The 20,799-nt window shown below is 63.1% G+C and carries 21 protein-coding genes; 14 read left to right on the plus strand and 7 right to left on the minus strand.

The window, feature by feature from the left end; translation table 11 throughout:
* The first annotated feature begins 16 nt into the window (after positions 1–16).
* Positions 17–502, plus strand: coding sequence for a cyclic pyranopterin monophosphate synthase MoaC (gene moaC / locus BMZ70_RS16325; RefSeq protein ID WP_092276434.1), 486 nt, complete (start codon positions 17–19; stop codon positions 500–502).
* Positions 503–582: 80 nt separating this feature from the next.
* Positions 583–1,296 carry a flagellar brake protein gene (locus tag BMZ70_RS16330; protein ID WP_092276437.1) on the plus strand — a complete coding sequence of 238 codons (714 nt, stop codon included), beginning with the start codon at positions 583–585 and terminating at the stop codon, positions 1,294–1,296.
* A gap of 48 nt (positions 1,297–1,344) precedes the next feature.
* Here the strand turns inward: BMZ70_RS16330 and BMZ70_RS16335 are convergent, their stop codons facing one another.
* The 6 genes from BMZ70_RS16335 to recA form a co-directional block, all read right to left on the minus strand.
* The gene (locus BMZ70_RS16335; RefSeq protein WP_207231501.1) at positions 1,345–1,821 is read right to left on the minus strand and encodes a pilin; all 477 of its coding nucleotides are present in this window, start codon (positions 1,819–1,821) and stop codon (positions 1,345–1,347) included.
* A gap of 172 nt (positions 1,822–1,993) precedes the next feature.
* Positions 1,994–2,572, minus strand: coding sequence for an FHA domain-containing protein (locus tag BMZ70_RS16340; RefSeq protein WP_092276440.1), 579 nt, complete (start codon positions 2,570–2,572; stop codon positions 1,994–1,996).
* 63 nt (positions 2,573–2,635) lie between these two features.
* The gene (gene sucD, locus BMZ70_RS16345; RefSeq protein ID WP_092276443.1) at positions 2,636–3,517 is read right to left on the minus strand and encodes a succinate--CoA ligase subunit alpha; all 882 of its coding nucleotides are present in this window, start codon (positions 3,515–3,517) and stop codon (positions 2,636–2,638) included.
* A 13-nt stretch (positions 3,518–3,530) separates the two neighbouring features.
* A complete protein-coding gene (sucC, locus tag BMZ70_RS16350; RefSeq protein ID WP_092276446.1) occupies positions 3,531–4,697 on the minus strand; it encodes an ADP-forming succinate--CoA ligase subunit beta in 1,167 nt (388 codons plus the stop codon).
* Positions 4,698–5,117: 420 nt separating this feature from the next.
* Positions 5,118–5,570 (minus strand): recombination regulator RecX, encoded by a 453-nt coding sequence (gene recX / locus BMZ70_RS16355; RefSeq protein WP_092276449.1) that lies wholly within the window; start codon positions 5,568–5,570, stop codon positions 5,118–5,120.
* A 44-nt stretch (positions 5,571–5,614) separates the two neighbouring features.
* On the minus strand, positions 5,615–6,703 hold the full coding sequence (gene recA, locus BMZ70_RS16360) for a recombinase RecA (protein ID WP_092276452.1): 1,089 nt from the start codon (positions 6,701–6,703) through the stop codon (positions 5,615–5,617).
* A gap of 145 nt (positions 6,704–6,848) precedes the next feature.
* Here recA and BMZ70_RS16365 point away from each other — a divergent pair, with 145 nt between their 5' ends.
* The 7 genes from BMZ70_RS16365 (at position 6,849) to BMZ70_RS16395 (ending at position 15,084) form a co-directional block, all read left to right on the plus strand.
* The gene (locus tag BMZ70_RS16365) at positions 6,849–7,556 is read left to right on the plus strand and encodes a response regulator (protein ID WP_092276455.1); all 708 of its coding nucleotides are present in this window, start codon (positions 6,849–6,851) and stop codon (positions 7,554–7,556) included.
* On the plus strand, positions 7,553–9,070 hold the full coding sequence (locus tag BMZ70_RS16370) for a sensor histidine kinase (protein ID WP_092276458.1): 1,518 nt from the start codon (positions 7,553–7,555) through the stop codon (positions 9,068–9,070). Before BMZ70_RS16365 ends, BMZ70_RS16370 begins: the two co-directional genes overlap by 4 nt.
* Positions 9,063–9,308 carry a DUF4212 domain-containing protein gene (locus BMZ70_RS16375; RefSeq protein WP_092276461.1) on the plus strand — a complete coding sequence of 82 codons (246 nt, stop codon included), beginning with the start codon at positions 9,063–9,065 and terminating at the stop codon, positions 9,306–9,308. Before BMZ70_RS16370 ends, BMZ70_RS16375 begins: the two co-directional genes overlap by 8 nt.
* Positions 9,305–11,362 (plus strand): sodium:solute symporter family protein, encoded by a 2,058-nt coding sequence (locus BMZ70_RS16380; protein ID WP_092276464.1) that lies wholly within the window; start codon positions 9,305–9,307, stop codon positions 11,360–11,362. Before BMZ70_RS16375 ends, BMZ70_RS16380 begins: the two co-directional genes overlap by 4 nt.
* Positions 11,363–11,462: 100 nt before the next feature.
* Positions 11,463–13,451: an alpha/beta hydrolase family protein gene (locus BMZ70_RS16385; protein ID WP_092276467.1), complete on the plus strand. Its 1,989-nt coding sequence runs from the start codon at positions 11,463–11,465 to the stop codon at positions 13,449–13,451.
* Between the two features lie 49 nt (positions 13,452–13,500).
* The gene (locus BMZ70_RS16390; protein WP_092276470.1) at positions 13,501–14,715 is read left to right on the plus strand and encodes a 6-phosphofructokinase; all 1,215 of its coding nucleotides are present in this window, start codon (positions 13,501–13,503) and stop codon (positions 14,713–14,715) included.
* A gap of 81 nt (positions 14,716–14,796) precedes the next feature.
* Entirely contained in the window at positions 14,797–15,084 is a 288-nt protein-coding gene (locus BMZ70_RS16395; RefSeq protein ID WP_092276472.1) for a hypothetical protein, read from the plus strand.
* 52 nt (positions 15,085–15,136) lie between these two features.
* Here the strand turns inward: BMZ70_RS16395 and purM are convergent, their stop codons facing one another.
* Positions 15,137–16,180 (minus strand): phosphoribosylformylglycinamidine cyclo-ligase, encoded by a 1,044-nt coding sequence (gene purM, locus BMZ70_RS16400; RefSeq protein ID WP_092276475.1) that lies wholly within the window; start codon positions 16,178–16,180, stop codon positions 15,137–15,139.
* Between the two features lie 151 nt (positions 16,181–16,331).
* Here purM and BMZ70_RS16405 point away from each other — a divergent pair, with 151 nt between their 5' ends.
* The 5 genes from BMZ70_RS16405 to folK are packed head-to-tail and all read left to right on the plus strand — an operon-like array spanning position 16,332 to position 20,795.
* On the plus strand, positions 16,332–17,417 hold the full coding sequence (locus tag BMZ70_RS16405) for an AI-2E family transporter (protein WP_092276478.1): 1,086 nt from the start codon (positions 16,332–16,334) through the stop codon (positions 17,415–17,417).
* A gap of 45 nt (positions 17,418–17,462) precedes the next feature.
* Positions 17,463–18,149, plus strand: coding sequence for a DnaA regulatory inactivator Hda (gene hda, locus BMZ70_RS16410; protein ID WP_092276481.1), 687 nt, complete (start codon positions 17,463–17,465; stop codon positions 18,147–18,149).
* Positions 18,149–18,820, plus strand: coding sequence for a histidinol-phosphatase (locus BMZ70_RS16415; RefSeq protein ID WP_092276484.1), 672 nt, complete (start codon positions 18,149–18,151; stop codon positions 18,818–18,820). The genes hda and BMZ70_RS16415 overlap by 1 nt, the downstream gene beginning before the upstream one ends.
* Positions 18,813–20,237 (plus strand): polynucleotide adenylyltransferase PcnB, encoded by a 1,425-nt coding sequence (gene pcnB / locus BMZ70_RS16420; RefSeq protein WP_092276487.1) that lies wholly within the window; start codon positions 18,813–18,815, stop codon positions 20,235–20,237. Before BMZ70_RS16415 ends, pcnB begins: the two co-directional genes overlap by 8 nt.
* An 18-nt stretch (positions 20,238–20,255) precedes the next feature.
* Positions 20,256–20,795: a 2-amino-4-hydroxy-6-hydroxymethyldihydropteridine diphosphokinase gene (folK, locus tag BMZ70_RS16425; RefSeq protein ID WP_092276490.1), complete on the plus strand. Its 540-nt coding sequence runs from the start codon at positions 20,256–20,258 to the stop codon at positions 20,793–20,795.
* Positions 20,796–20,799: the final 4 nt, after the last annotated feature.

Here is a 20,799-nt window from a genome sequence, read left to right on the forward strand (position 1 = left end):
ATTTTACGCCGCCACCATGACCACCGAACACCTGACTCACTTTGACGCCGCCGGACAAGCCCACATGGTGGACGTCGGCGCCAAAGCGGAGACCCACCGCATCGCCCTCGCCACCGGCTCGATCCGCATGAAGCCGGAGACCCTGGCCCTGATCCTGAGCGGCACGGCCAAGAAAGGCGACGTGCTGGGCATCGCCCGCATCGCCGCCATCATGGCCTCCAAGCGCACCGCCGACCTGATCCCGCTGTGCCACCCGCTGGCGCTGACCCGCGTGGCGGTCGAGTTCGAGACCGACGTTGAGAATTCCAGCGTCCACTGCAAGGCGCAGGTCGAAACCTACGGCAAGACCGGGGTTGAAATGGAAGCCCTCACCGCCGTGCAAGTCGGCCTGCTGACCGTGTACGACATGTGCAAGGCGGTGGATCGCGGCATGGTGATGTCCAATATCCGCGTCACCGAAAAACATGGCGGCAAGTCCGGCGACTGGAGTGCGACTAGCTAGTTGTATTGTCTGATTGTTACCCTAACTTGGCGGGTATATAATTAATGTCGCAGGGACAATTTTTCACGAGAAAGATCTGAATGAGCAGCAACCCTCCGCCAAGCGAAGCCAAGACTCAGGAGTACGAGTTCGAGCAAATGAACCTGCAGGTGGGCGGCAGGATACAGTTCATCACTCATCGCACCATGAAGCCGATCCAGCATTTCTCGACGCTGATCGGCTGGGTCAAGGATGAGTACATGATCGTCAAGGTGCCGTTCGAGAACGGCGCGCCGATCGCGCTCAACGATGGCGACAAGCTCACCATTCGGGTGTTCTCCGGCGTGAACGTGTGCTCGTTCTCCTGCGTGGTCCAGCGCGTGTTTGCGCGGCCGCTGTTCTATGTGCACCTGAGCTTCCCGGTTTCCATCCAGGGCACCAGCTTGCGCGCAGCGATGCGGGTCAAGGTCGATATCCCGGCGCAGGTGACCAGCGCTTCCGGCGCCTCCACCTCGGTGTTCCTGGTCAACCTCAGTGTGTCCGGCGCGCTGATCGAGTCGCCCAAGCAGCTCACCGACGGCGACGCCCAGGTGGCGCTGTCGTTCTACCTGATTGCCCAGCCCGGCAACCGCCAGGTGCGCGTCAATCCGAATGCCACCATCCGCAACATCAACGTGGTCAAGCCGGCCGCCGGCGACAAGCCGGAAGTGTTCACCTACGGCGTGCAGTTCATCGACCTCGACCCGGTCCACTACACCATGCTGCAAAACCTGACCTACGAAGCGCTGATCGCCGACCGCCAGAAGATCGTTTAAGCAAAAAAAAACCGGGCCTGAGCCCGGTTTTTTACGTCATCAAGCGGATTACTTCGAGTTCTTCTCGATCGCGTCTTTGACGGTGGTGCTGGTGAAGTTGGCGGCTGCAATCGTCCACGACACGTTGGTGTTGGCAGCAGCGCCGGCAGCAGCTTCGTTTGGCGTGAAGGTAATGGTGGCGCCGGTACCCAGCTTGGCGGCATTGTCCAGGGTCAGCACGATCACGCCGTCGGTAACGGTGGCGGAAGCGACTTCCTTGGTTGCGGTGACGCTGGCAGGGATGCCGTTGCTGCCGCCGGTGCAACCAGCTTTGGTGCCGCCATTTTCTTGCATGCACAGTGCAACTGCGGTCTTCAGCGGGTCAGCTACGCCGACGGCGTTGGCAGCCTTGGCCTTGGAGGTGTAGTCGCTGTATGCAGGAATCGCCACAGCGGCCAGAATGCCGATAATCGCCACGACGATCATCAGTTCGATCAGGGTAAAACCGGCTTGGGCTTGTTGCTTCATCATTTTCATGGATTTCATTTTGCGACTCCTTCAGGATTAAACACATTGTTGGGTGGTACACCTCCCTTAGTGCAAGCGCTGTGCCAGCCTGTTTTTGCTCAAATTTTCAGCAAAAACCACCCTGAAGTGCCATTTTTTGTCAGTCCCGAGCGCCACAATTTGTCATGCCGGGCCCGATTGACAATTATTGTCAGGCGATGCGGAAGGCCATTTGCGTCCCGCTGAGGTCGATCACATCGCCGTCGCTGAGACGCTCGGCAGTCTGCGGGTCGAGCGCCACGCCGTTCAGCAGCGGCGCCGCCTCGCCCTCGGTGTGGGTGACGGTGTAGAAGTCGGGATAGCGGTGGATCACCACCACCTGCACACCAGTGCGGCCCAGCGTGGTCTGCGGCTTGGTCAGCGCCACGTGCTTGCCGGCGTTGTTGCCATTCAGGATAGCGATTTCTGCCAGCACCGGCTGCGCGGCGGCCAGCGGGCGGATGCCGTCGGCGATGAACTGCAGCTCGAACTTGGCCATCTTGATCACGTCCTGGTGCTGCAGGAAGTGCTTGCCGATGCGGTGGCCGTTCACAAACGTGCCGTTGGTGCTGTGCAGGTCTTCGAGGAAGGAGTCGTCGAGGATGGTGACGATGGCGCCGTGCTCGCCGCTCACAGCCGGGTGCTGCAGCACGATATCGTTGCGCGGGTGACGGCCCAGCGTCATGCGCTCTTTGCTCAGTTGAATTTGCTGCTCTACTTGTCCGTTGCGCGAGATGATGAGCTTGGCCAAACCGCAATCTCCAAAAAAATAAAGGGGAGCACGAGGCTCCCCTTTATTATTCCACAATCGAAATTACAGCATTGCTTTCAGCAGGCGTGCCATTTCCGATGGGTTCTTGGTGGCTTTGATGCCGCACTCTTCCATGATGTCCAGCTTGGCTTGCGCGGTGTCAGCGCCGCCCGAGATCAACGCGCCGGCGTGGCCCATGCGCTTGCCTGGAGGAGCGGTAACGCCGGCGATGAAGCCAACCACCGGTTTCTTCATGTTGTCTTTGACCCAACGAGCAGCGTTGGCTTCGTCCGGACCGCCGATTTCGCCGATCATGATGACCGCGTCGGTATCAGGATCTTCGTTGAACATGCGCATCACGTCGATGTGCTTCAGACCGTTGATTGGGTCGCCGCCGATACCAACTGCCGACGATTGGCCCAGGCCCAGTGCGGTCAGCTGACCCACTGCTTCATAGGTCAGGGTGCCCGAACGCGACACCACACCGATACGGCCTTTCTTGTGGATGTGGCCTGGCATGATGCCGATCTTGATTTCGTCAGGGGTGATCAGGCCTGGGCAGTTAGGGCCCAGCAGCAGGGTTTTCGAACCGGCTTTGGCCATGCGATCCTTCAGGGCCATCATGTCACGGACAGGGATGCCTTCGGTGATGCAAATTGCCAGTTCCAGTTCGGCTTCAACAGCTTCCCAGATGGCGGCAGCGGCGCCTGCTGGCGGCACGTAGATCACCGACACGGTGGCGCCGGTGTTCGATGCGGCTTCTTTCACCGAACCGAAAATTGGAATGCCTTCGAAGTCTTCGCCGGCTTTCTTCGGGTTCACGCCAGCGACGAAGGCGTTTTTGCCGTTCGCGTATTCGCGGCACATGCGGGTGTGGAACTGGCCGGTTTTACCGGTGATACCCTGGGTGATGACTTTGGTGTCTTTGTTGATCAGAATAGACATATCGGTTCCTTAATTATTTACCAGCAGCGGCGGCAACAACGCTCTTAGCTGCATCTTCCATCGTGTCAGCGGCGATGATCGGCAGGCCGGAGTCCGCCAGCATCTTCTTGCCCAGGTCTTCGTTGGTGCCCTTCATGCGGACCACCAGCGGTACTTGCAGCGAAACTGCTTTCGATGCGGTGATCACGCCTTCGGCGATCACGTCGCAACGCATGATGCCGCCGAAGATGTTGACCAGGATGGCTTTCAGGCCTGGGTTTTTCAACATGATCTTGAAGGCTTCGGTAACTTTCTCGGCCGTAGCGCCACCGCCCACGTCCAGGAAGTTGGCTGGCTCGCCGCCGAACAGTTTGATGGTGTCCATCGTGGCCATTGCCAGGCCGGCGCCGTTCACCAGGCAGCCGATGTTGCCGTCCAGCGAGATGTAGGCCAGGTCGAATTTCGATGCTTCAACTTCAGCTGGATCTTCTTCGTCCAGATCGCGGTAAGCGACGATTTCTGGTTGACGGAACAGCGCGTTGGCGTCGAAGTTGAACTTGGCGTCCAGGGCGATGATCTTGCCCGAACCGGTGACGATCAGCGGGTTGATTTCGGCCAGCGACGAGTCGGTTTCCCAGTAGGCTTTGTACAGGCCTTGCAGGTTGGTGACGGCATCGGCGATCGAGCCTTCCGGTACGCCGATTTTCGCGGCGATGCCAGCGGCTTCAGCGTCGGTCAGGCCCACGGCTGGATCGATAGCGATCGAGTGGATTTTTTCTGGGTGGGATTCAGCAACTTCTTCGATGTCCATGCCGCCTTCCGACGAGGCCATCAGCACAACGCGCTGGGTTACGCGGTCGGTCACCAGCGAAACGTACAGTTCTTGCTTGATGTCCGCGCCTTCTTCGATCAGCAGGCGGCGTACTTTTTGACCTTCCGGGCCGGTCTGGTGGGTGACCAGCTGCATGCCCATGATCTGGTCAGCGTATTCTTTGACTTGTTCCAGCGACTTGGCAACTTTCACGCCGCCGCCTTTACCACGGCCACCGGCGTGGATCTGTGCTTTCACAACCCAGACTGGGCCGCCCAAGGTTTCAGCAGCTTTCACTGCTTCTTCTACGGTCAGGCACGGAATACCGCGCGGTACCGTCACTCCGTATTTCCGGAGAATTTCTTTGCCTTGATACTCATGGATCTTCATGCTGGCTTCCCTTCTGATGCTGATGTGTATGAATCGGTTGAATGATTAAGCAGATAATTTGAGCTACGCGCTACCCGGTGCTGCTTTGTCCACCCAGCGCGGGTACAACTGTGCCGCTGCGCCGCGATGCGGGCTCAGGGCTGGAAATTTGGGGTGCTTGATGCAGAGGGGGCCGCCAATATCCCGCGCGCCACCCTTGCTGAAGGTAGCACTTGCGCGCGTGAGCCGCAGCGCACGTCGGATAACTGGAGTTAGCAGAGACATAAGATCGATACCGTTCTCACGGCATTTCTATTAGTTAGCAGCCTGGCGCATTTCTCTTATTAAAAACGCACGTTGCCGCAGCTTCTACGGACAACCACCGCACCCGCGGTGCTGCAAAAACCCATAAAGTGTAGCACACCCCGGACCGAAGGGAAATTACTCGTCGAGGTCGGCGCCTTTGATGACCTTCTGCACCACACGTTGCGAGAAGCCACGCTGCAGCAGGAAACGGATTTGTTTGTTGCGTTCTTGAGGGTCGTTGGCGACGGTGCCGAACTTGCGCTGCCAGACGTCATGCGCGCGCGCCAGTTCGCTATCGGCCAGGTTGGATTTGAGTTCTTGCAGCGCTTCGCCGTTGACGCCGTGGCTTTGCAGCTCGGCCACGATGCGGCTGTTGCCGTAGCGCGCGGCACGGCGGTGGATCAGCGATTCGGAGAAGCGTTCTTGCGACAGCCAGTTGTTGTTTTCCAGCAGGTCGAGCAGGGCGTCGACATCGTCGCCCTCCTCGGCATACTTGGCCAGCTTGCGGCCCAGTTCCAGCCGGCTGTGCTCGCGCATGGACAAGAAGCGCAGCGCGCGTGCTTTCAGGCTGAGTTGTGGTGCTGGCATAAATTCCCCGCAGCGCGTCGCCCCGGCGGAGGCCGGGGCGACGATTACGCGGCGTCGGCTTCAGGCTTGGCCGGCTTCAGCTTGACCACGGTGTTGTCGGTGGCCAGTGGCGGCAGTGCGCGCACGCCCAGCGATTCGCGCACCTTGTTTTCGATTTCCCACGCCAGCTCCGGACGCTCTTGCAGGAACAGGCGTGCATTGTCCTTGCCCTGGCCGACGCGCTCGCCGTTGTAGCTGTACCACGAGCCCGATTTCTCGACGATCTTCGCTTCCACGCCCAGGTCCAGGATCTCGCCTTCGCGCGAGGTGCCGGCGCCGTACAGGATGTCAAAGTGCGCTTCCTTGAACGGTGGCGCGATCTTGTTCTTGACCACCTTGACCTTGGTTTCGTTACCGATCACCTCGTCGCCCGATTTGATCGAGCCGGTGCGGCGGATGTCCAGGCGCACCGAGGCGTAGAACTTCAGCGCGTTGCCGCCGGTGGTGGTTTCCGGCGAGCCGAACATCACACCGATCTTCATGCGGATCTGGTTGATGAAGATCACCAGGGTGTTGGTGCGGTTGATCGAGCCGGTCAGCTTGCGCAGTGCTTGCGACATCAGGCGTGCTTGCAGGCCTGGCAGGGAGTCGCCCATGTCGCCTTCGATCTCGGCGCGTGGCGTCAGCGCGGCGACCGAGTCGACCACCACCAGGTCCACCGAACCGGAGCGCACCAGCGCGTCGCAGATTTCCAGCGCTTGTTCACCAGTGTCCGGCTGCGAGATCAGCAGTTCGTGCAAGTTGACGCCCAGTTTTTGCGCATAGCCGACGTCCAGCGCGTGCTCGGCGTCGATGAAGGCGCAGGTGCCGCCCAGTTTTTGCATCTCGGCGATGGTTTGCAGGGTCAGCGTGGTTTTACCCGACGATTCCGGACCGTAGATTTCCACCACGCGGCCGCGCGGCAGGCCGCCGACGCCCAGCGCCACGTCCAGGCCCAGCGAGCCGGTCGACACGACTTGCACTTCTTCAATCGGGGCACTGGCGTCCATGCGCATGACGGAGCCTTTACCGAATTGCTTCTCGATCTGGGCCAGCGCCGCTGCCAGCGCCTTGGCTTTTTCAGATGCAGGTACTACGCCTTTTTTATCGTCCATGATGTGCTTTCCGCCAGTGGGGTTGTTCAATTCAGGTAGCACTGTATAAAAAAACAGTGCTTAATGCAAGCGGGATTTTGATCTTTCTTTGCGAAAGAACAAAAAGTCGCACAAAATAGGGTCTTGTGCTGCCGGAGTGTTCACCATGCGTATTTTACTAGCCGAGGACGATAGCGTGCTGGCCGACGGGCTGACCCGCTCGCTGCGCCAGTCGGGCTACGCCATCGATTGCGTGCGAAACGGGCAGGAGGCCGATACCGCCCTGTCCACCCAGGAATTCGATTTGCTGATCCTCGACCTCGGCCTGCCCAAGCTGTCCGGACTGGAAGTGCTGCGCCGCCTGCGTTCGCGCGGCTCGCTGCTGCCGGTGCTGATCCTCACCGCCGCCGATTCGATCGAGCAGCGCGTCAACGGCCTCGACCTCGGCGCCGACGACTACATGGCCAAGCCCTTCGCCCTGTCCGAACTGGAAGCGCGGGTGCGCGCCCTGACCCGGCGCGGCGCCGGCGGCGGCGCCACCGTCATCAAGCACGGCCCGCTCAGCTACGACCAGGTCGGCCGCAGCGCCTACATCAACGAGCAGATGCTGGACTTGTCGGCGCGCGAACTGGGCTTGCTGGAAATCCTGCTGGCCCGCACCGGCCGCCTGGTGTCGAAGGAACAGCTGGTCGACCACCTGTGCGAATGGGGCGAGGAAGTCAGCAACAACGCCATCGAGGTGTATGTGCACCGCCTGCGCAAGAAGATTGAAGTCGGCGGCGTGCGCATCGCCACCGTGCGCGGCCTCGGCTACTGTCTCGAAAAATTCAACGACGCCCGCGCCAGCGCGGAAGCCGGGGACAGCCACAAGTGAACCCGTCGCCGGAAGCCGAACTGGAATATCAGCCACCGCCGCCCGAGGCCGATGAAGATATCCAGCACTCGCTGTTCGGCGAAATCCTCGACTGGATGCTGGCCCCGCTGCTGCTGCTGTGGCCGATGAGCATCGCCATCACCTACCTGGTCGCCAAGTCGATCGCCAACCAGCCGTTCGACCACGCGCTGGAAGACAGCGTCACCGTGCTGGCGCAGCAGGTACGCTCGGTGGACGGCAAGGTGATCAAGAGCCTGTCCGGTTCGGCGCGCGACATCCTGCGCGCCGACGATATCGACAACGTCTATTTCCAGATCCAGGGCCCGCGCGGCGAGCACGTCGACGGCGACCGCGACATGCCGCAGCCGGTGCTCGACGACGAGGACAAGACCAGCTCCGGCGGCGTGCGCTTCCGCAACGACAATATGCACGGCACGCCGGTGCGTATCGCCTTCGCCTACGTGCAACTGGAGCGCAGCGACGGCAGCACGCCGCAGCTGGCGCTGGTGCAGGTGGCGGAAACGCTGGAGAAACGCGCCCAGCTGGCCAACGCCATCATCAAGGGCGTGATCCTGCCGCAGTTCATTGTGCTGCCGATTGTGCTGGCGCTCGTCTGGTTTGCGCTGGCGCGCGGCCTGTCGCCGCTGGCGCAGCTGCAGGAGCGCATCCGCGCGCGCAGTTCGGAGGATTTGAGCCCGATCGGCTCCAACCAGGTGCCGGAAGAGATCACACCGCTGGTGCGCTCGCTCAACGAGATGCTGTCGCGGCTGTCGCTGACCATCGACATGCAGAAGCGTTTCATTGCCGATGCGGCGCATCAGATGCGCACACCGCTGGCCGGCATGCGCATGCAGTCCGAGCTGGCCTTGCGCCAGACCGACAAGGGCGAGATCCACCGCTCGCTGGAACAACTGGCCAAGAGTTCGGAGGCGGCCACGCGGCTGGTGAACCAGCTGCTGGCACTGGCACGCGCCGAGAATCATCCCCAGACCGGCAGCGCGATGCAGCCGCTGGACCTGGGCGAACTGGCGCGCAATGTGGTGCAGGACTGGGTGCAGGCATCGTTCGCGCATCGCATCGATCTGGGCTTTGAAGCGCCGGCCGCGCCGTTGACCATCACCGGCAATCCGACCATGTTGCGCGAGCTGTTGTCCAACCTGATCGACAACGCCATGCGCTACACGCCCGGCGGCGGCAGCGTCACGGTGCGGGTGCGTAGCGACGAGCTGGAGCACGCCTACCTCGAAGTGGAAGACACCGGCCCCGGCATCGCACCGGCCGAGCGCGAGCGGGTGTTCGAGCGCTTCTACCGCATCCTCGGCAACACCGCCGAGGGCAGCGGCCTCGGGCTGGCCATCGTGCGCGAGATCGCGCAGCAGCACGGCGCCGAGGTCGACATCTTCAACAATCCGCGCGCCACCCAGGCCAAGCTGCCGGGCGCGCTGTTCCGCCTGACCTTCCCGCTGCCGCAGGCACCGCAGGAAGACGATGAAGAAGCGCCTTACTATGGATAAGCTCTCCCGCCAACAACACTGGCAACGCACACGCCGCCTGACCGCGCTGCTGCTCACGCTGTGGCTGCTGACCGGCTTCTGCGCCGTCTTCTTCGCGCGCGAGCTGGCCGGGCTCAGCGTGTTCGGCTGGCCGCTATCGTTCTACCTTGCCGCGCAGGGCGCTTCGCTGGTCTACCTCGCCATCCTCGGCTTCTATGCCTGGCGCATGCGCAAACTCGACCAGGAGCCGCGCGCTTGAAACCGCAACGTAGCTACTTCCAGCGCCTGCGCTATTACTACAGCCTGTTCACCGGCGGCTTCGCCTGCTTCCTGATCGCGCTGGCCGCGCTGGAACAGGAAGGCATGCCGCGCGTGTGGATCGGCTACCTGTTCATGTTTGCCACCATCGTGCTGTACGCGCTGATCGGCGTCATCAGCCGCACCTCCAATGTGCTTGAATACTACGTGGCCGGGCGCCGCGTGCCGGCCATGTTCAACGGCATGGCCACCGCCGCCGACTGGATCTCGGCCGCCAGCTTCATCAGCCTGGCCGGCGGCCTCTACCTGCACGGCTTCGACGGCCTGGCCTACATCATGGGCTGGACCGGCGGCTACTGCCTGGTCGCGCTGCTGATCGCGCCCTACCTGCGCAAGTTCGCCCAGTACACCATCCCCGACTTTTTGGCCGAGCGCTACGGCGGCGCCGAGCAGGCCGAGCATGGCGGCCGCGCGGTGCGCATCCTGGCCGTGATCGCCACCATCATGGTCTCCTTCACCTACGTGGTGGCGCAGATTTACGCGGTGGGCCTGATCGCCTCGCGCTTCACCGGCGTCGATTTCTCGGTCGGCATCTTCCTTGGCCTGGCCAGTATCCTGGTGTGTTCCTTCCTTGGCGGCATGCGCGCCATCACGTGGACGCAAGTGGCGCAGTACATCATCATTCTGGTGGCGTTCCTGATTCCGGCCATTTGGCTGTCGGCCAAACATAGCGATAATCCGATTCCGCAAGTCGCCTACGGCAAGCTGCTGCCCAAGCTCAGCGCGCGCGAGCACGTGCTGCAGGAAGATCCGAAAGAAGCCGAAGTGCGCGCCATCTACCGCCAGCGCGCGGCCGACTACGAGGCCCGCCTCAAGACCTTGCCGGCCTCGTGGGAAGCCGGCCGCATCGACCTGCAGCGCAAGCTCGACAGCGTCAAAACCCGCAACGCCTCGCTGCTGGAAATCCGCAGCGCCGAGCGCGAGCTGGTGGCCTATCCGAAAAGCGCCGACGACGCCGAACGCGCCTGGACCGAAGCGCGCGAGCAAAACCTGCAGCGCGCCGAACCGATCACGCCGCACGCCACGCCCTACCCCGGCGACCAGGAAACTTCCGACATCAAGCGCAACAACTTCCTGGCGCTGGTATTCTGCCTGATGCTGGGCACGGCCGCGCTGCCGCACATCCTGATGCGCTCCTACACCACGCCGTCGGTGCACGACACCCGGGTGTCGGTGTTCTGGACCCTGTTCTTCATCCTGCTGATCTACCTGACCATTCCGGCGCTGGCGGTGCTGGTCAAGTACGATATCTACAGCGCACTGGTCGGCACCGATTACAACCACCTGCCGAACTGGGTCTCGTACTGGACCAACGTCGACAAGCTCAATCCGCTGTTCAGCATCAGCGACATCAACCATGACGGCGTGGTGCAGCTGGCTGAAATCGCCATCGACGCCGACGTGCTGGTGCTGGCCACGCCGGAAATCGCCGGCCTGCCCTACGTGATCTCGGGACTGGTGGCGGCCGGCGGCCTGGCCGCCGCGCTGTCGACGGCGGACGGCCTGCTGCTGGCGATCTCCAACGCGCTGTCGCACGACGTCTACTACAAGCTGGTCGACCGCAGCGCCTCCACCCAAAAGCGCGTGACCATCTCCAAGCTGCTGTTGCTGGCCGTGGCCTTCATCGCCGCCTACGCCGCCTCGACCAAGCCGGGCGACATCCTGTCGCTGGTGGGCGCGGCCTTTTCGCTGGCCGGCTCGACGCTGTTCCCGGCGCTGGTACTGGGCGTGTTCTGGAAGCGCGCCAACCGCTACGGCGCGCTGGCCGGCATGACCACCGGCTTCCTGGTCTGTATCTACTACATGCTGCACACCAATCCGGTGCTGGGCGGCAGCGCGGCCGGCCAGTGGTTCCACATCGCCCCGATCTCGGCCGGCATCTTCGGCGTGCCGGCCGGCCTGCTCACCATCATCGTGGTCAGCCTGCTGACGCCGGCGCCTGGCCGCCCGACGGCGGCGCTGGTCGACTACATCCGCGCCCCCGAACAACCGTGATCACCCCAAAGAAAAATACTTGCGCTTCACCATCCTGATGCTTCTGGATTTGATAACTTGATGCTATTGTGCACTAATTACCAATTTCACAACCAGCACCATGAAACTGAGCATCACCATTGCCGTACTGGGCGCGCTGGCGGCACTGCCGGCCGCCGCGCAAACCACCGCGCCAGCCGCCATCCCGGCGGCGTCGTTCTTTGACAACCCGACGTTCAGCAATCCGATTATGTCGCCGGACGGCCGCCTGGTGGCCATCAAGGTGGCCAGCAAGAATGGCCGCGTACGGCTGGCGGTGGTCGACGTGGCCAACCGCAAAACCAAGGTGGTGGCCGCGCTGGAAGACGCCGACGTCGACCGCTACCACTGGGTCAACGACCAGCGCCTGGTGTTCAACGTGGACGACCTCGGCGTGCCGGAGGGCGAGGCGGAATGGGGCGGCGGCCTGTGGGCGGTCAATGCCGACGGCAGCGAGCTGCGCCAGCTGGTGCGGCGCGACAGCAGCCACAACGACACGCTCACGCCCTACCAGAACAAGCTGCTGCCGTGGAGTACCTTCATGTACAGCGGCATCGGCAATCTCGACAGCGACGACATCCTGGTCACGCAATACGAATACGGCGGCACCGGCTGGATGAACCAGATCGCTTTGCTGCGCCTCAATACCGTCACCGGCAAGTACAAGACCTACGGCCATCCGGCCGACACCATGCGCTGGATCGTCGACCGCAAGGGCGAACCGCGCATCACGGTGGCCTATCGCGGCAACCAGCAAGTGATTTTCCATCGCGAACGCGACGACCAGCCGTGGACCCAGCTGGTCAGCTTCGCCATGTACCCACAGGCCAAGGAGCACTTCGATCCGGCCGCCTTCGGCCCGGACGGCACCTTGTACGTGCGCACCAGCATGCAGGGTGCGGACGCGCTCTACCCCTACGACATCGCCACCCGCAAGCTCGGCGACAAGCCCGCCATCAGCACGCCCGGCTACGACTTCCGCGGCCATCTGGTCTACGACCAGGACAAGGTGCAGGGCTATACCTACGAGGTCGATGCCAAGGGCACCTGGTGGATCGACGCCAAAATGAAGGCGGTGCAGCAGGCGGTCGACGCGCTGCTGCCGGCCACCAACAATATGATCGACACGGCGCTGCGGCCGGCCGGGCCCCATGTGCTGGTGACCTCGAGCTCGGACTTGCAACCTCCGGTCTACCGCCTGTACAACACCGAGACGCGCAGCCTGAGCATGCTGGGCAGTTCGCATCCGGCGATCGCGCCCGAGCTGATGTCGTCCAAGACGATGGTGCGCTACAAGGCGCGCGACGGGCTGGAAATCCCGGCCTATCTGACCACGCCCAAAGCCGGCAACGGCAAGAACCTGCCAATGGTGGTGCTGGTGCACGGCGGCCCCTGGGTGCGCGGCGTGCACTGGGACTGGGACGCCGAGGTGCAGTTCCTGGCCTCGCGCGGCTACGCCGTGCTGGAGCCGGAGTTCCGCGGCAGCACCGGCTACGGCAACGCGCTGTTCAACGCCGGCTGGAAGCAATGGGGCCTGAAGATGCAGGACGATGTCGCCGACGGCGCGCGCTGGGCCATCGCCCAGGGGATCGCCGACGGCAAGCGCATCTGCATCGCCGGCGCCAGCTACGGCGGCTATGCCACGCTGATGGGACTGGTCAACGACCCCGACCTGTACAAATGCGGCGTGGCCTGGGCCGGCGTGACCGACCTGAAGATCCTGCGCGACGGCCACTGGAGCAGCGAATTGAGCTGGTCCAGCGGCGGCGCCTTCGAGCGCTACGGTTTCAAGATGCTGATCGGCAGCGACGCGGACCAGCTGGCCGCCACCTCGCCGCTGCAACAGGCGGCCCGCATCAAGCAGCCGCTGCTGCTGGCGCACGGCGGCGCCGACCGCGTGGTGCCCATCATCCACGGCACGGCATTCAAAGAGGCGGTGAGCAAGAACAACGCTGGCGTGGAATGGATTTATTACGCCGACGAGGGCCACGGCTGGTACTTGCAGAAAAACCGCATCGACTTCTGGGGCAAGGTGGAACGCTTCCTCGACAAGAATATCGGCAAGCCCTGAAGTTCGCGCTATAGTGAGCGGATCACTTCACACCTGAGAAGGAGCGAGCATGTCGTCGGGAAAAATTCTGGTCGCACAGGGAGGCGGTCCGACCGCCGTCATCAACCAGTCGCTGGCGGGCGTGGTGCTCGAGGCGCGCCGCTTCCGCGACGTGACGCGGGTCTACGGCGCGCTGCACGGCGTGCGCGGCATCGTCAACGAAGACCTGGTCGACCTCACGCGCGAGACCAGCCACAACCTCGAACTGGTGGCGGCCACGCCCTCCTCGGCGCTGGGCTCGACCCGCGACAAGCCGGACGAAGCGTATTGCAAGGAGATCTTCAAGGTCTTGCAGGCGCACCAGATCGAGCAGTTCTACTACATCGGCGGCAACGATTCCTCGGACACGGTGCGCATCGTCAGCGAACAGGCGCAAGCGGCGCGTTACGCGCTGCGCTGCATGCACATTCCCAAGACCATCGACAACGACCTGGTCGGCAATGACCACACGCCGGGCTTCCCGTCGGCCGCGCGCTTCGTGGCGCAAGCGTTTGCCGGGGCCAATCTCGACAACGCCTCGCTGCCGGGCGTGTATGTGGGCGTGGTGATGGGCCGGCATGCCGGCTTCCTCACCGCCGCCGCCGCGCTGGGCAAAAAATTCCCGGACGACGGTCCGCACCTGATCTACCTGCCCGAGCGCGTGTTTTCATTGGAGCAGTTCCTGGCCGATGTGAAAGCGGTGTACGAACGCTATGGCCGCTGCGTGATCGCGGTATCGGAAGGCATCCACGATGCCAGCGGCGAAGCGATAGCGTCCTTGCTGGCGAAAGAAGTGGAACGCGACGCGCACGGCAACGTGCAGCTGTCCGGCACCGGCGCGCTGGCCGATTTGCTGTGCGACGAAATCAAGGCCAAGCTCGGCATCAAGCGCGTACGCGGCGATACGTTTGGGTATTTGCAGCGCTCCTTCATCGGCTGCGTGTCGGACGTCGACCAGCGCGAGGCGCGCGAAGTGGGCGAGAAGGCGGTGCAGTTCGCCATGTGGGGCAAGCAGGATGGCTCAGTGGCCATCAAGCGCACCGGCTTCTACTCGGTCGACTACGAACTGCTGCCCTTGAACGCCGTGGCCGGCAAAACGCGCGTGATGGAGGACGAGTTCATCAGCGCCAGCGGCACCGACGTCACCGACGCCTTCCGCATGTACCTGCGCCCCCTGCTCGGCTCCGGCCTGCCCGACGCCTTCCGCCTGCGCCCGGCGCCAGTGGAGAAAATCCTCAAGCGCTAATTTACCGGGCTTTACTGCGCCTTGACCGCAGCTAACAGGTGCGCGCAAGATAATGGCGGTTCTTTGTTATCGGGAGTTTTCATGAAGTTGATTAAGCACTGGATGTTGTGCGCGGCGCTGGCCGTTTGCGCAGTGGGCGCCTCGGCGCAAAATGGTCAACGTCCGGACGGTCCGCCGCCGGATGGCAAGCCGCCGGGTCCGCCGCCTGAAGCCATCGCCGCCTGCAAGGGCAAGGCCGAAGGCGCCAAGGCCGAATTCAAAGGCCGGCGCGGCGAAACCGTCAAAGGCACCTGCAAGAAACTGCGCGAGGCCTTCGCCGTCCTGCCGGACGGCGCCCCACCGCCACCGCCGCCGCAAGATCGCAAATAAAAAAAGCGGACCAGATGTCATCTGGTCCGCTTTTCTTTTGTGCCGTTGTAAATTACACGACGATAGTCTGGTGCTCGTCACCGACGCGGGCGCGGATTTTGCCGATGGTGTAGACGGTCTCGCCGGCCGCTTCCAGCTGGGCTTTGGCCGCAGCCGCGTTTTCCGCCGACACGATTACGGTCATGCCGATGCCGCAGTTGAACACGCGGTGCATTTCCGCGTCAGCCACGCCGCCGTGCTGTTGCAGCCACTGGAACAGCGGTGGCAGGGTCCACGACTTCGAGTCCAGCTCGGCCACCAGGCCAGGCTGCAGCACGCGCGGAATGTTCTCGACCAGGCCGCCGCCGGTGATGTGCACCATGCCTTTGACTTCGATCGCTTCCATCAGCGCCAGCAGCGGCTTGACGTAGATGCGGGTCGGCGCCATCAGCACGTCGGCCAGCGGACGGCCGTGGAAGTCGCCCGCCAGGTCAGGCTTCGATACTTCAATGATCTTGCGCACCAGCGAGTAACCGTTCGAGTGCACGCCCGACGAGGCCAGGCCCAGGATCACGTCGCCCGGCGCAATCTTGGTGCCGTCGATGATTTTCGATTTTTCCACCGCGCCCACCGCGAAACCGGCCAGGTCGTACTCGCCGTCCGGGTACATCGATGGCATCTCGGCGGTTTCACCGCCGATCAGCGCGCAGCCGGCTTGTTCGCAACCCTGGGCGATGCCCTTGATCACGTTCGAGGCGGTCGCCACGTCCAGCTTGCCGCAGGCGAAGTAGTCGAGGAAGAACAGCGGCTCGGCGCCCTGCACCAGGATGTCGTTGACGCTCATGGCCACCAGGTCGATGCCCACGGTGTCGTGGCGATTCAGCTCGAACGCCAGGCGCAGCTTGGTGCCCACGCCGTCGGTGCCGGACACCAGCACCGGTTCCTTGTACTTCTTGCTGATCTCGAACATCGCACCGAAACCGCCCAAGCCGGCCAGCACGCCTTCGCGCATGGTGCGCTTGGCGTACGGCTTGATTGCTTCGACTAAGGCATCACCCGCGTCGATATCGACGCCGGCGTCACGGTAGGACAGGGAAACATTAGTAGTTTGGCTCATGGTGTATTTCGCAGCGGAGGCGGTAAAATAGAAGGCGGAGACCGATTTCGTGACAAAATCACACGAAAATATGCAATAAAACCCGGTCAATCCGCTATTTTATCAAAATTGCCCCGTCCAACCGCCTTTTTAACCATCAAATACATCCTCCATGCCATTTCCCCTCACGGTAGAGCAAAAGCAAACGGCATTCTGGCTGGCGGTGTGGGCGGCATTCTTTTTCCTGCTGGTGACGCTGGGCCCGGTGCTGACGCCGTTCCTGGCGGCCGCGATTTTCGCCTACGCGCTCAATCCCGGCGTTGACCGGCTCGACCGCATCCGCTTCGGCCGCCGCTTCAACATGCCGCGCGCGCTGTCGGTGGTGATCGTGGTGACGCTGTTCTTCGCCGCCATCACCACGCTGGTGCTGATCGTGGTGCCGGTGCTGCAAAAGGAAATCCCGCTGCTGCAGGCGCAGATCCCGGCCTTCCTGGCCAAGGCCAACGACCTGCTCGCGCCCAAGCTGCAGGAACTGGGCGTGAAAGTGCGCATCGACAGCGCCGGCATCAAACAACTGGCCTCGGAACAAATGGCCGCGTCCGGCGACGCCATCTGGTCGGCGGTACTGAATTCGGCCCGCATCGGCGGAACGGCAGTGCTGGGCTGGCTGGCCACGGTGGTGCTGATCCCGGTGGTGCTGTTCTACCTGCTGCTGGACTGGCACGCCATGCTGGCGCGGATCGCCGGCGCCATCCCGCGCCGCTACATCGCCGCCACGCTGGTCATGGCCAACGAAGTCGATACCTTGCTGGCGCAATACCTGCGCGGCCAGCTGCTGGTGATGCTGGTGCTGGCGATCTACTACTCGGCGGCGCTGGCCATCGCCGGCTTCGACGTGGCGCTGCCGGTCGGGATCATCACCGGCCTGCTGGTGTTCATCCCCTACCTCGGCTTCGGCCTCGGACTGGTGCTGGCGCTGATTTCGGCGGTGCTGCAATTCGCGGACTTCAGCGGCGTGATCGCGGTGGCCGTGATCTACGGTTTCGGCCAGGTGCTGGAGGGCTTTTTCCTGACGCCGCGCCTGGTGGGCGAGCGCATCGGCCTCAATCCGCTGGCGGTGATTTTCGCTTTACTGGCCTTCGGCCAGCTGTTCGGCTTCGTCGGCGTGCTGCTGGCATTGCCCGCGTCGGCGGTGCTGATGGTGGCCTTTAAACACCTGCGCCGCCACTATCTAAGCAGCAGCTTTTATAATGCATGATGTGAAACACGAAAACGTTATGCAAAAGACCACAAGGCGAACGCCATGAAACAACTGGTGCTCGATTTAGGCGCGGAACCTACGCACAGCCTCGCATCGTTCGAGGTAGGACAGAATGCCGAAGCGGCAGCGCTGATGAAGCAATTCGCCAGCCGCACGTCGCGCGAGCATTTCGCCTACCTGTGGGGCGCGGTGGGCGTCGGCAAGTCGCACTTGCTCAAGGCGCTGGCCAGCGCCGGCAGCGAGGACGAACAGCTGCGCGCGCGCTATATCTCGCCATTCTCCATCGAATCCGAATTCGTGTATTCGCCGGAGGTGGACCTGTACCTGCTCGACGACTGCGAAAAGCTGTCGCCGCTGGCGCAGATCGACGCCTTCGCCCTGTTCAATGAAATCCGCGCCAACAACGCCTTCATGGTCTGCAGCGGCAACGTGGCGCCGGCCGTGCTGCCGGTGCGCGAAGACCTGCGCACGCGCATGGGCTGGGGCCTGATCTACCAGATCCACGGCCTGACCGACGAAGAGAAGAGCGCGGCGCTGGCCGCCGCCGCCGCCGCGCGCGGCTTGACGCTGTCGGCCGGCGTGATACCCTACTTGCTGTCCCACTTCCAGCGCGACATGCGGTCGCTGTCGACCATCCTCGATTCGCTGGACCAGTATTCCCTAGAAACCCATCGCCCGATCACTCTGCCGCTGCTGCGCGAGTGGCTGCAGGCGGAAGCGAAAGAATAATGAATCTCGCCCTTTTTGACCTCGACCACACCCTGCTGCCGATCGACTCCGACTTCGAGTGGGGCCAGTTTTTAGTGCGCACCGGCGCCGTCGACGCGGTGGAATACGACCGCCGCAACCGCGAGTTCTTCGCCCAATACCAGGCCGGCACGCTGGATCCGGTAGAATATCTTGAGTTCACGCTGGGTACTTTGGCCGCCTTCCCGCGCGCCAGGCTGGATGAAATGCATGCGCAGTACATGGCCGAAGTGGTAACGCCGGCGCTGCGCCCGGCGGCGCGCGCCCTGCTGCAAAAGCACCTGGACGCCGGCGACCTGGTGGCCATCGTCACCGCCACCAACCACTTCGTGACCGCGCCGATTGCCAAAGCGCTGGGCGTGGAGCACCTGATCGCGGCCATGCCGGAAGTCGACGCCGAGGGCAACCTGACCGGCAAGCTGCTCGGCACGCCGACCCAGGGCGCGGGCAAGATCGTCCACACCAAGGCGTGGCTGGAAAAAATGGGGAAGAAGCTGGAAGACTTTGACACCGTCCACTTCTACAGCGATTCGCACAACGATTTGCCGCTGATGTCCATCGTCAGCCATCCGGTGGCGACCAATCCGAACGAAAAACTGAAAACGCACGCCGCCGCCAACGGCTGGCCATTAATTGAGCTGTTCAATGATTAAGAAACTGATCCGCAAAATCCTCGGCACCAAGAGTAAAGCGGCCCGCGACGCCAACACCCCGGTGGTGCTGGGGCCAGAAGCCCACGGCATCGATCCGCGCCTGCTGTCCAACAATGCCGTCCGCGTCACCAGCACGCTGCAGGAAGCCGGCTACGAAGCCTTCGTGGTCGGCGGCGCGGTGCGCGACCTGCTGCTGGGCGTGAAGCCGAAAGACTTCGACATTGCCACCAACGCCACGCCGGAGCAGGTCAAGCGCCTGTTCCGCCGCGCTTTCATCATCGGCAAGCGCTTCCAGATCGTGCACGTCATGTTCGGCAACGACCTGCTGGAAGTGACCACCTTCCGTGGCACCACCTCGGCCAACGCGCCGAAGGATGAGCATGGCCGCGTCCTGCGCGACAACACCTTCGGCTCGCAGGCGGAAGACGCGGAGCGCCGCGACTTCACCATCAACGCCATGTACTACAACCCGGCCAACCAGCAGGTGCTGGACTACCACGGCGGTATTGAAGATATCCGCGCCAAGACGCTGCGCATCATCGGCGTGCCGGAAGCGCGCTACCGCGAAGACCCGGTGCGCATGCTGCGCGTGGTGCGCTTTGCCGCCAAGCTGAAATTCTCGATCGAGCCGGAAACCGGCGCACCGATCAAGGTCATGGCGCCGCTGATCAACAACGTGCCGGCCGCGCGCGTGTTCGATGAAATGCTCAAGCTGCTGATGAGCGGCCACGCGCTGGCCTGCCTGCAGCAGCTGCGCAAGGAAGGCCTGCATCACGGCCTGCTGCCGCTGCTGGACGTAGTGCTGGAACAGCCGCTGGGCTTCAAGTTCGTGACGCTGGCGCTGGAATCGACCGACGCCCGCATCCATGCAGGGAAGACCGTGTCGCCGGGCTTCCTGTTTGCGTCGCTGCTGTGGCATCAGGTGCTGGAGAAATGGGAAGCCTACCGCGCGGCGGGCGAGCAGACCATCCCGGCGCTGCACCTGGCGGCCGACGACGTGCTCGATTCGCAGACCGAAAAGCTGGCCTTGCAGCGCAAGATCGGCTCCGACATGCGCGACATCTGGGCCATGCAGCCGCGCTTCGAACGCCGCACCGGCAAGGCGCCGGCCAAGCTGCTGGAACACCAGCGCTTCCGCGCCGGCTACGACTTCCTGCTGCTGCGTTGCGCCTCGGGCGAGATCGATGCCGAAATCGGCGAATGGTGGACCGCCTTCTACGAAAGCGACGAAGCCTCGCGCGAAGATTTGATTTCCTCGGCCAGCCAGCCTTCTGGTGGCGGCAGCGGCGCCGGTGGCGCAGCGAAGCGCAAGCGCGGCCCACGTCGCGGCGGCCGCAATCGTAGCGGCCGCGGCGGCGAAGGCGGCGGCTCCGACGGCGGTGGCGACAGCGCATCGCACGACGGTGGCGGCGACTAAGCACGCCCTCTTCGCATCATGAATACCGACATCATAGCGGGCCTCGCGCCCGCAGCGCCGCAGGACGACAAGGCGCCATTTGCCTTCACCCTGGCCTACATCGGCATCGGTGCGAATCTCGGCGACGCGCGCGCCAATGTGCTGGACGCGCTGGAACGCCTGCAACGCCAGCCCGGCTGCACCCTGATGGCGTCATCGAGCCTGTACCGCACCGCGCCGATCGACTCCAGCGGCGACGACTACATCAACGCCGTGGCACGCATCGCCACCACGCTGGATGCCGAAGCGCTGCTGCAAGCGCTGCAAGCCATCGAGCAGGCGCACGGGCGTGAACGGCCGTATCGCAACGCGCCGCGCACGCTCGATCTCGATCTGCTACTGTATGGCGACGCCACCATCAACAGCGCCACGCTGACCGTGCCGCATCCGCGCATGACCGAGCGCGCATTTGTGCTGGTGCCGCTGCTGGAACTGGCGCCATCGATTCATATTCCAGGTCACGGAGCGGCGTCGCAGTACGCGGCCGGCGTGGCCGACCAGGGCATCAGCCCGATTTAATAAG

Origin of the sequence: Duganella sp. CF402 (genome assembly GCF_900109645.1) — a bacterium.
Lineage (GTDB): Bacteria > Pseudomonadota > Gammaproteobacteria > Burkholderiales > Burkholderiaceae_D > Rugamonas.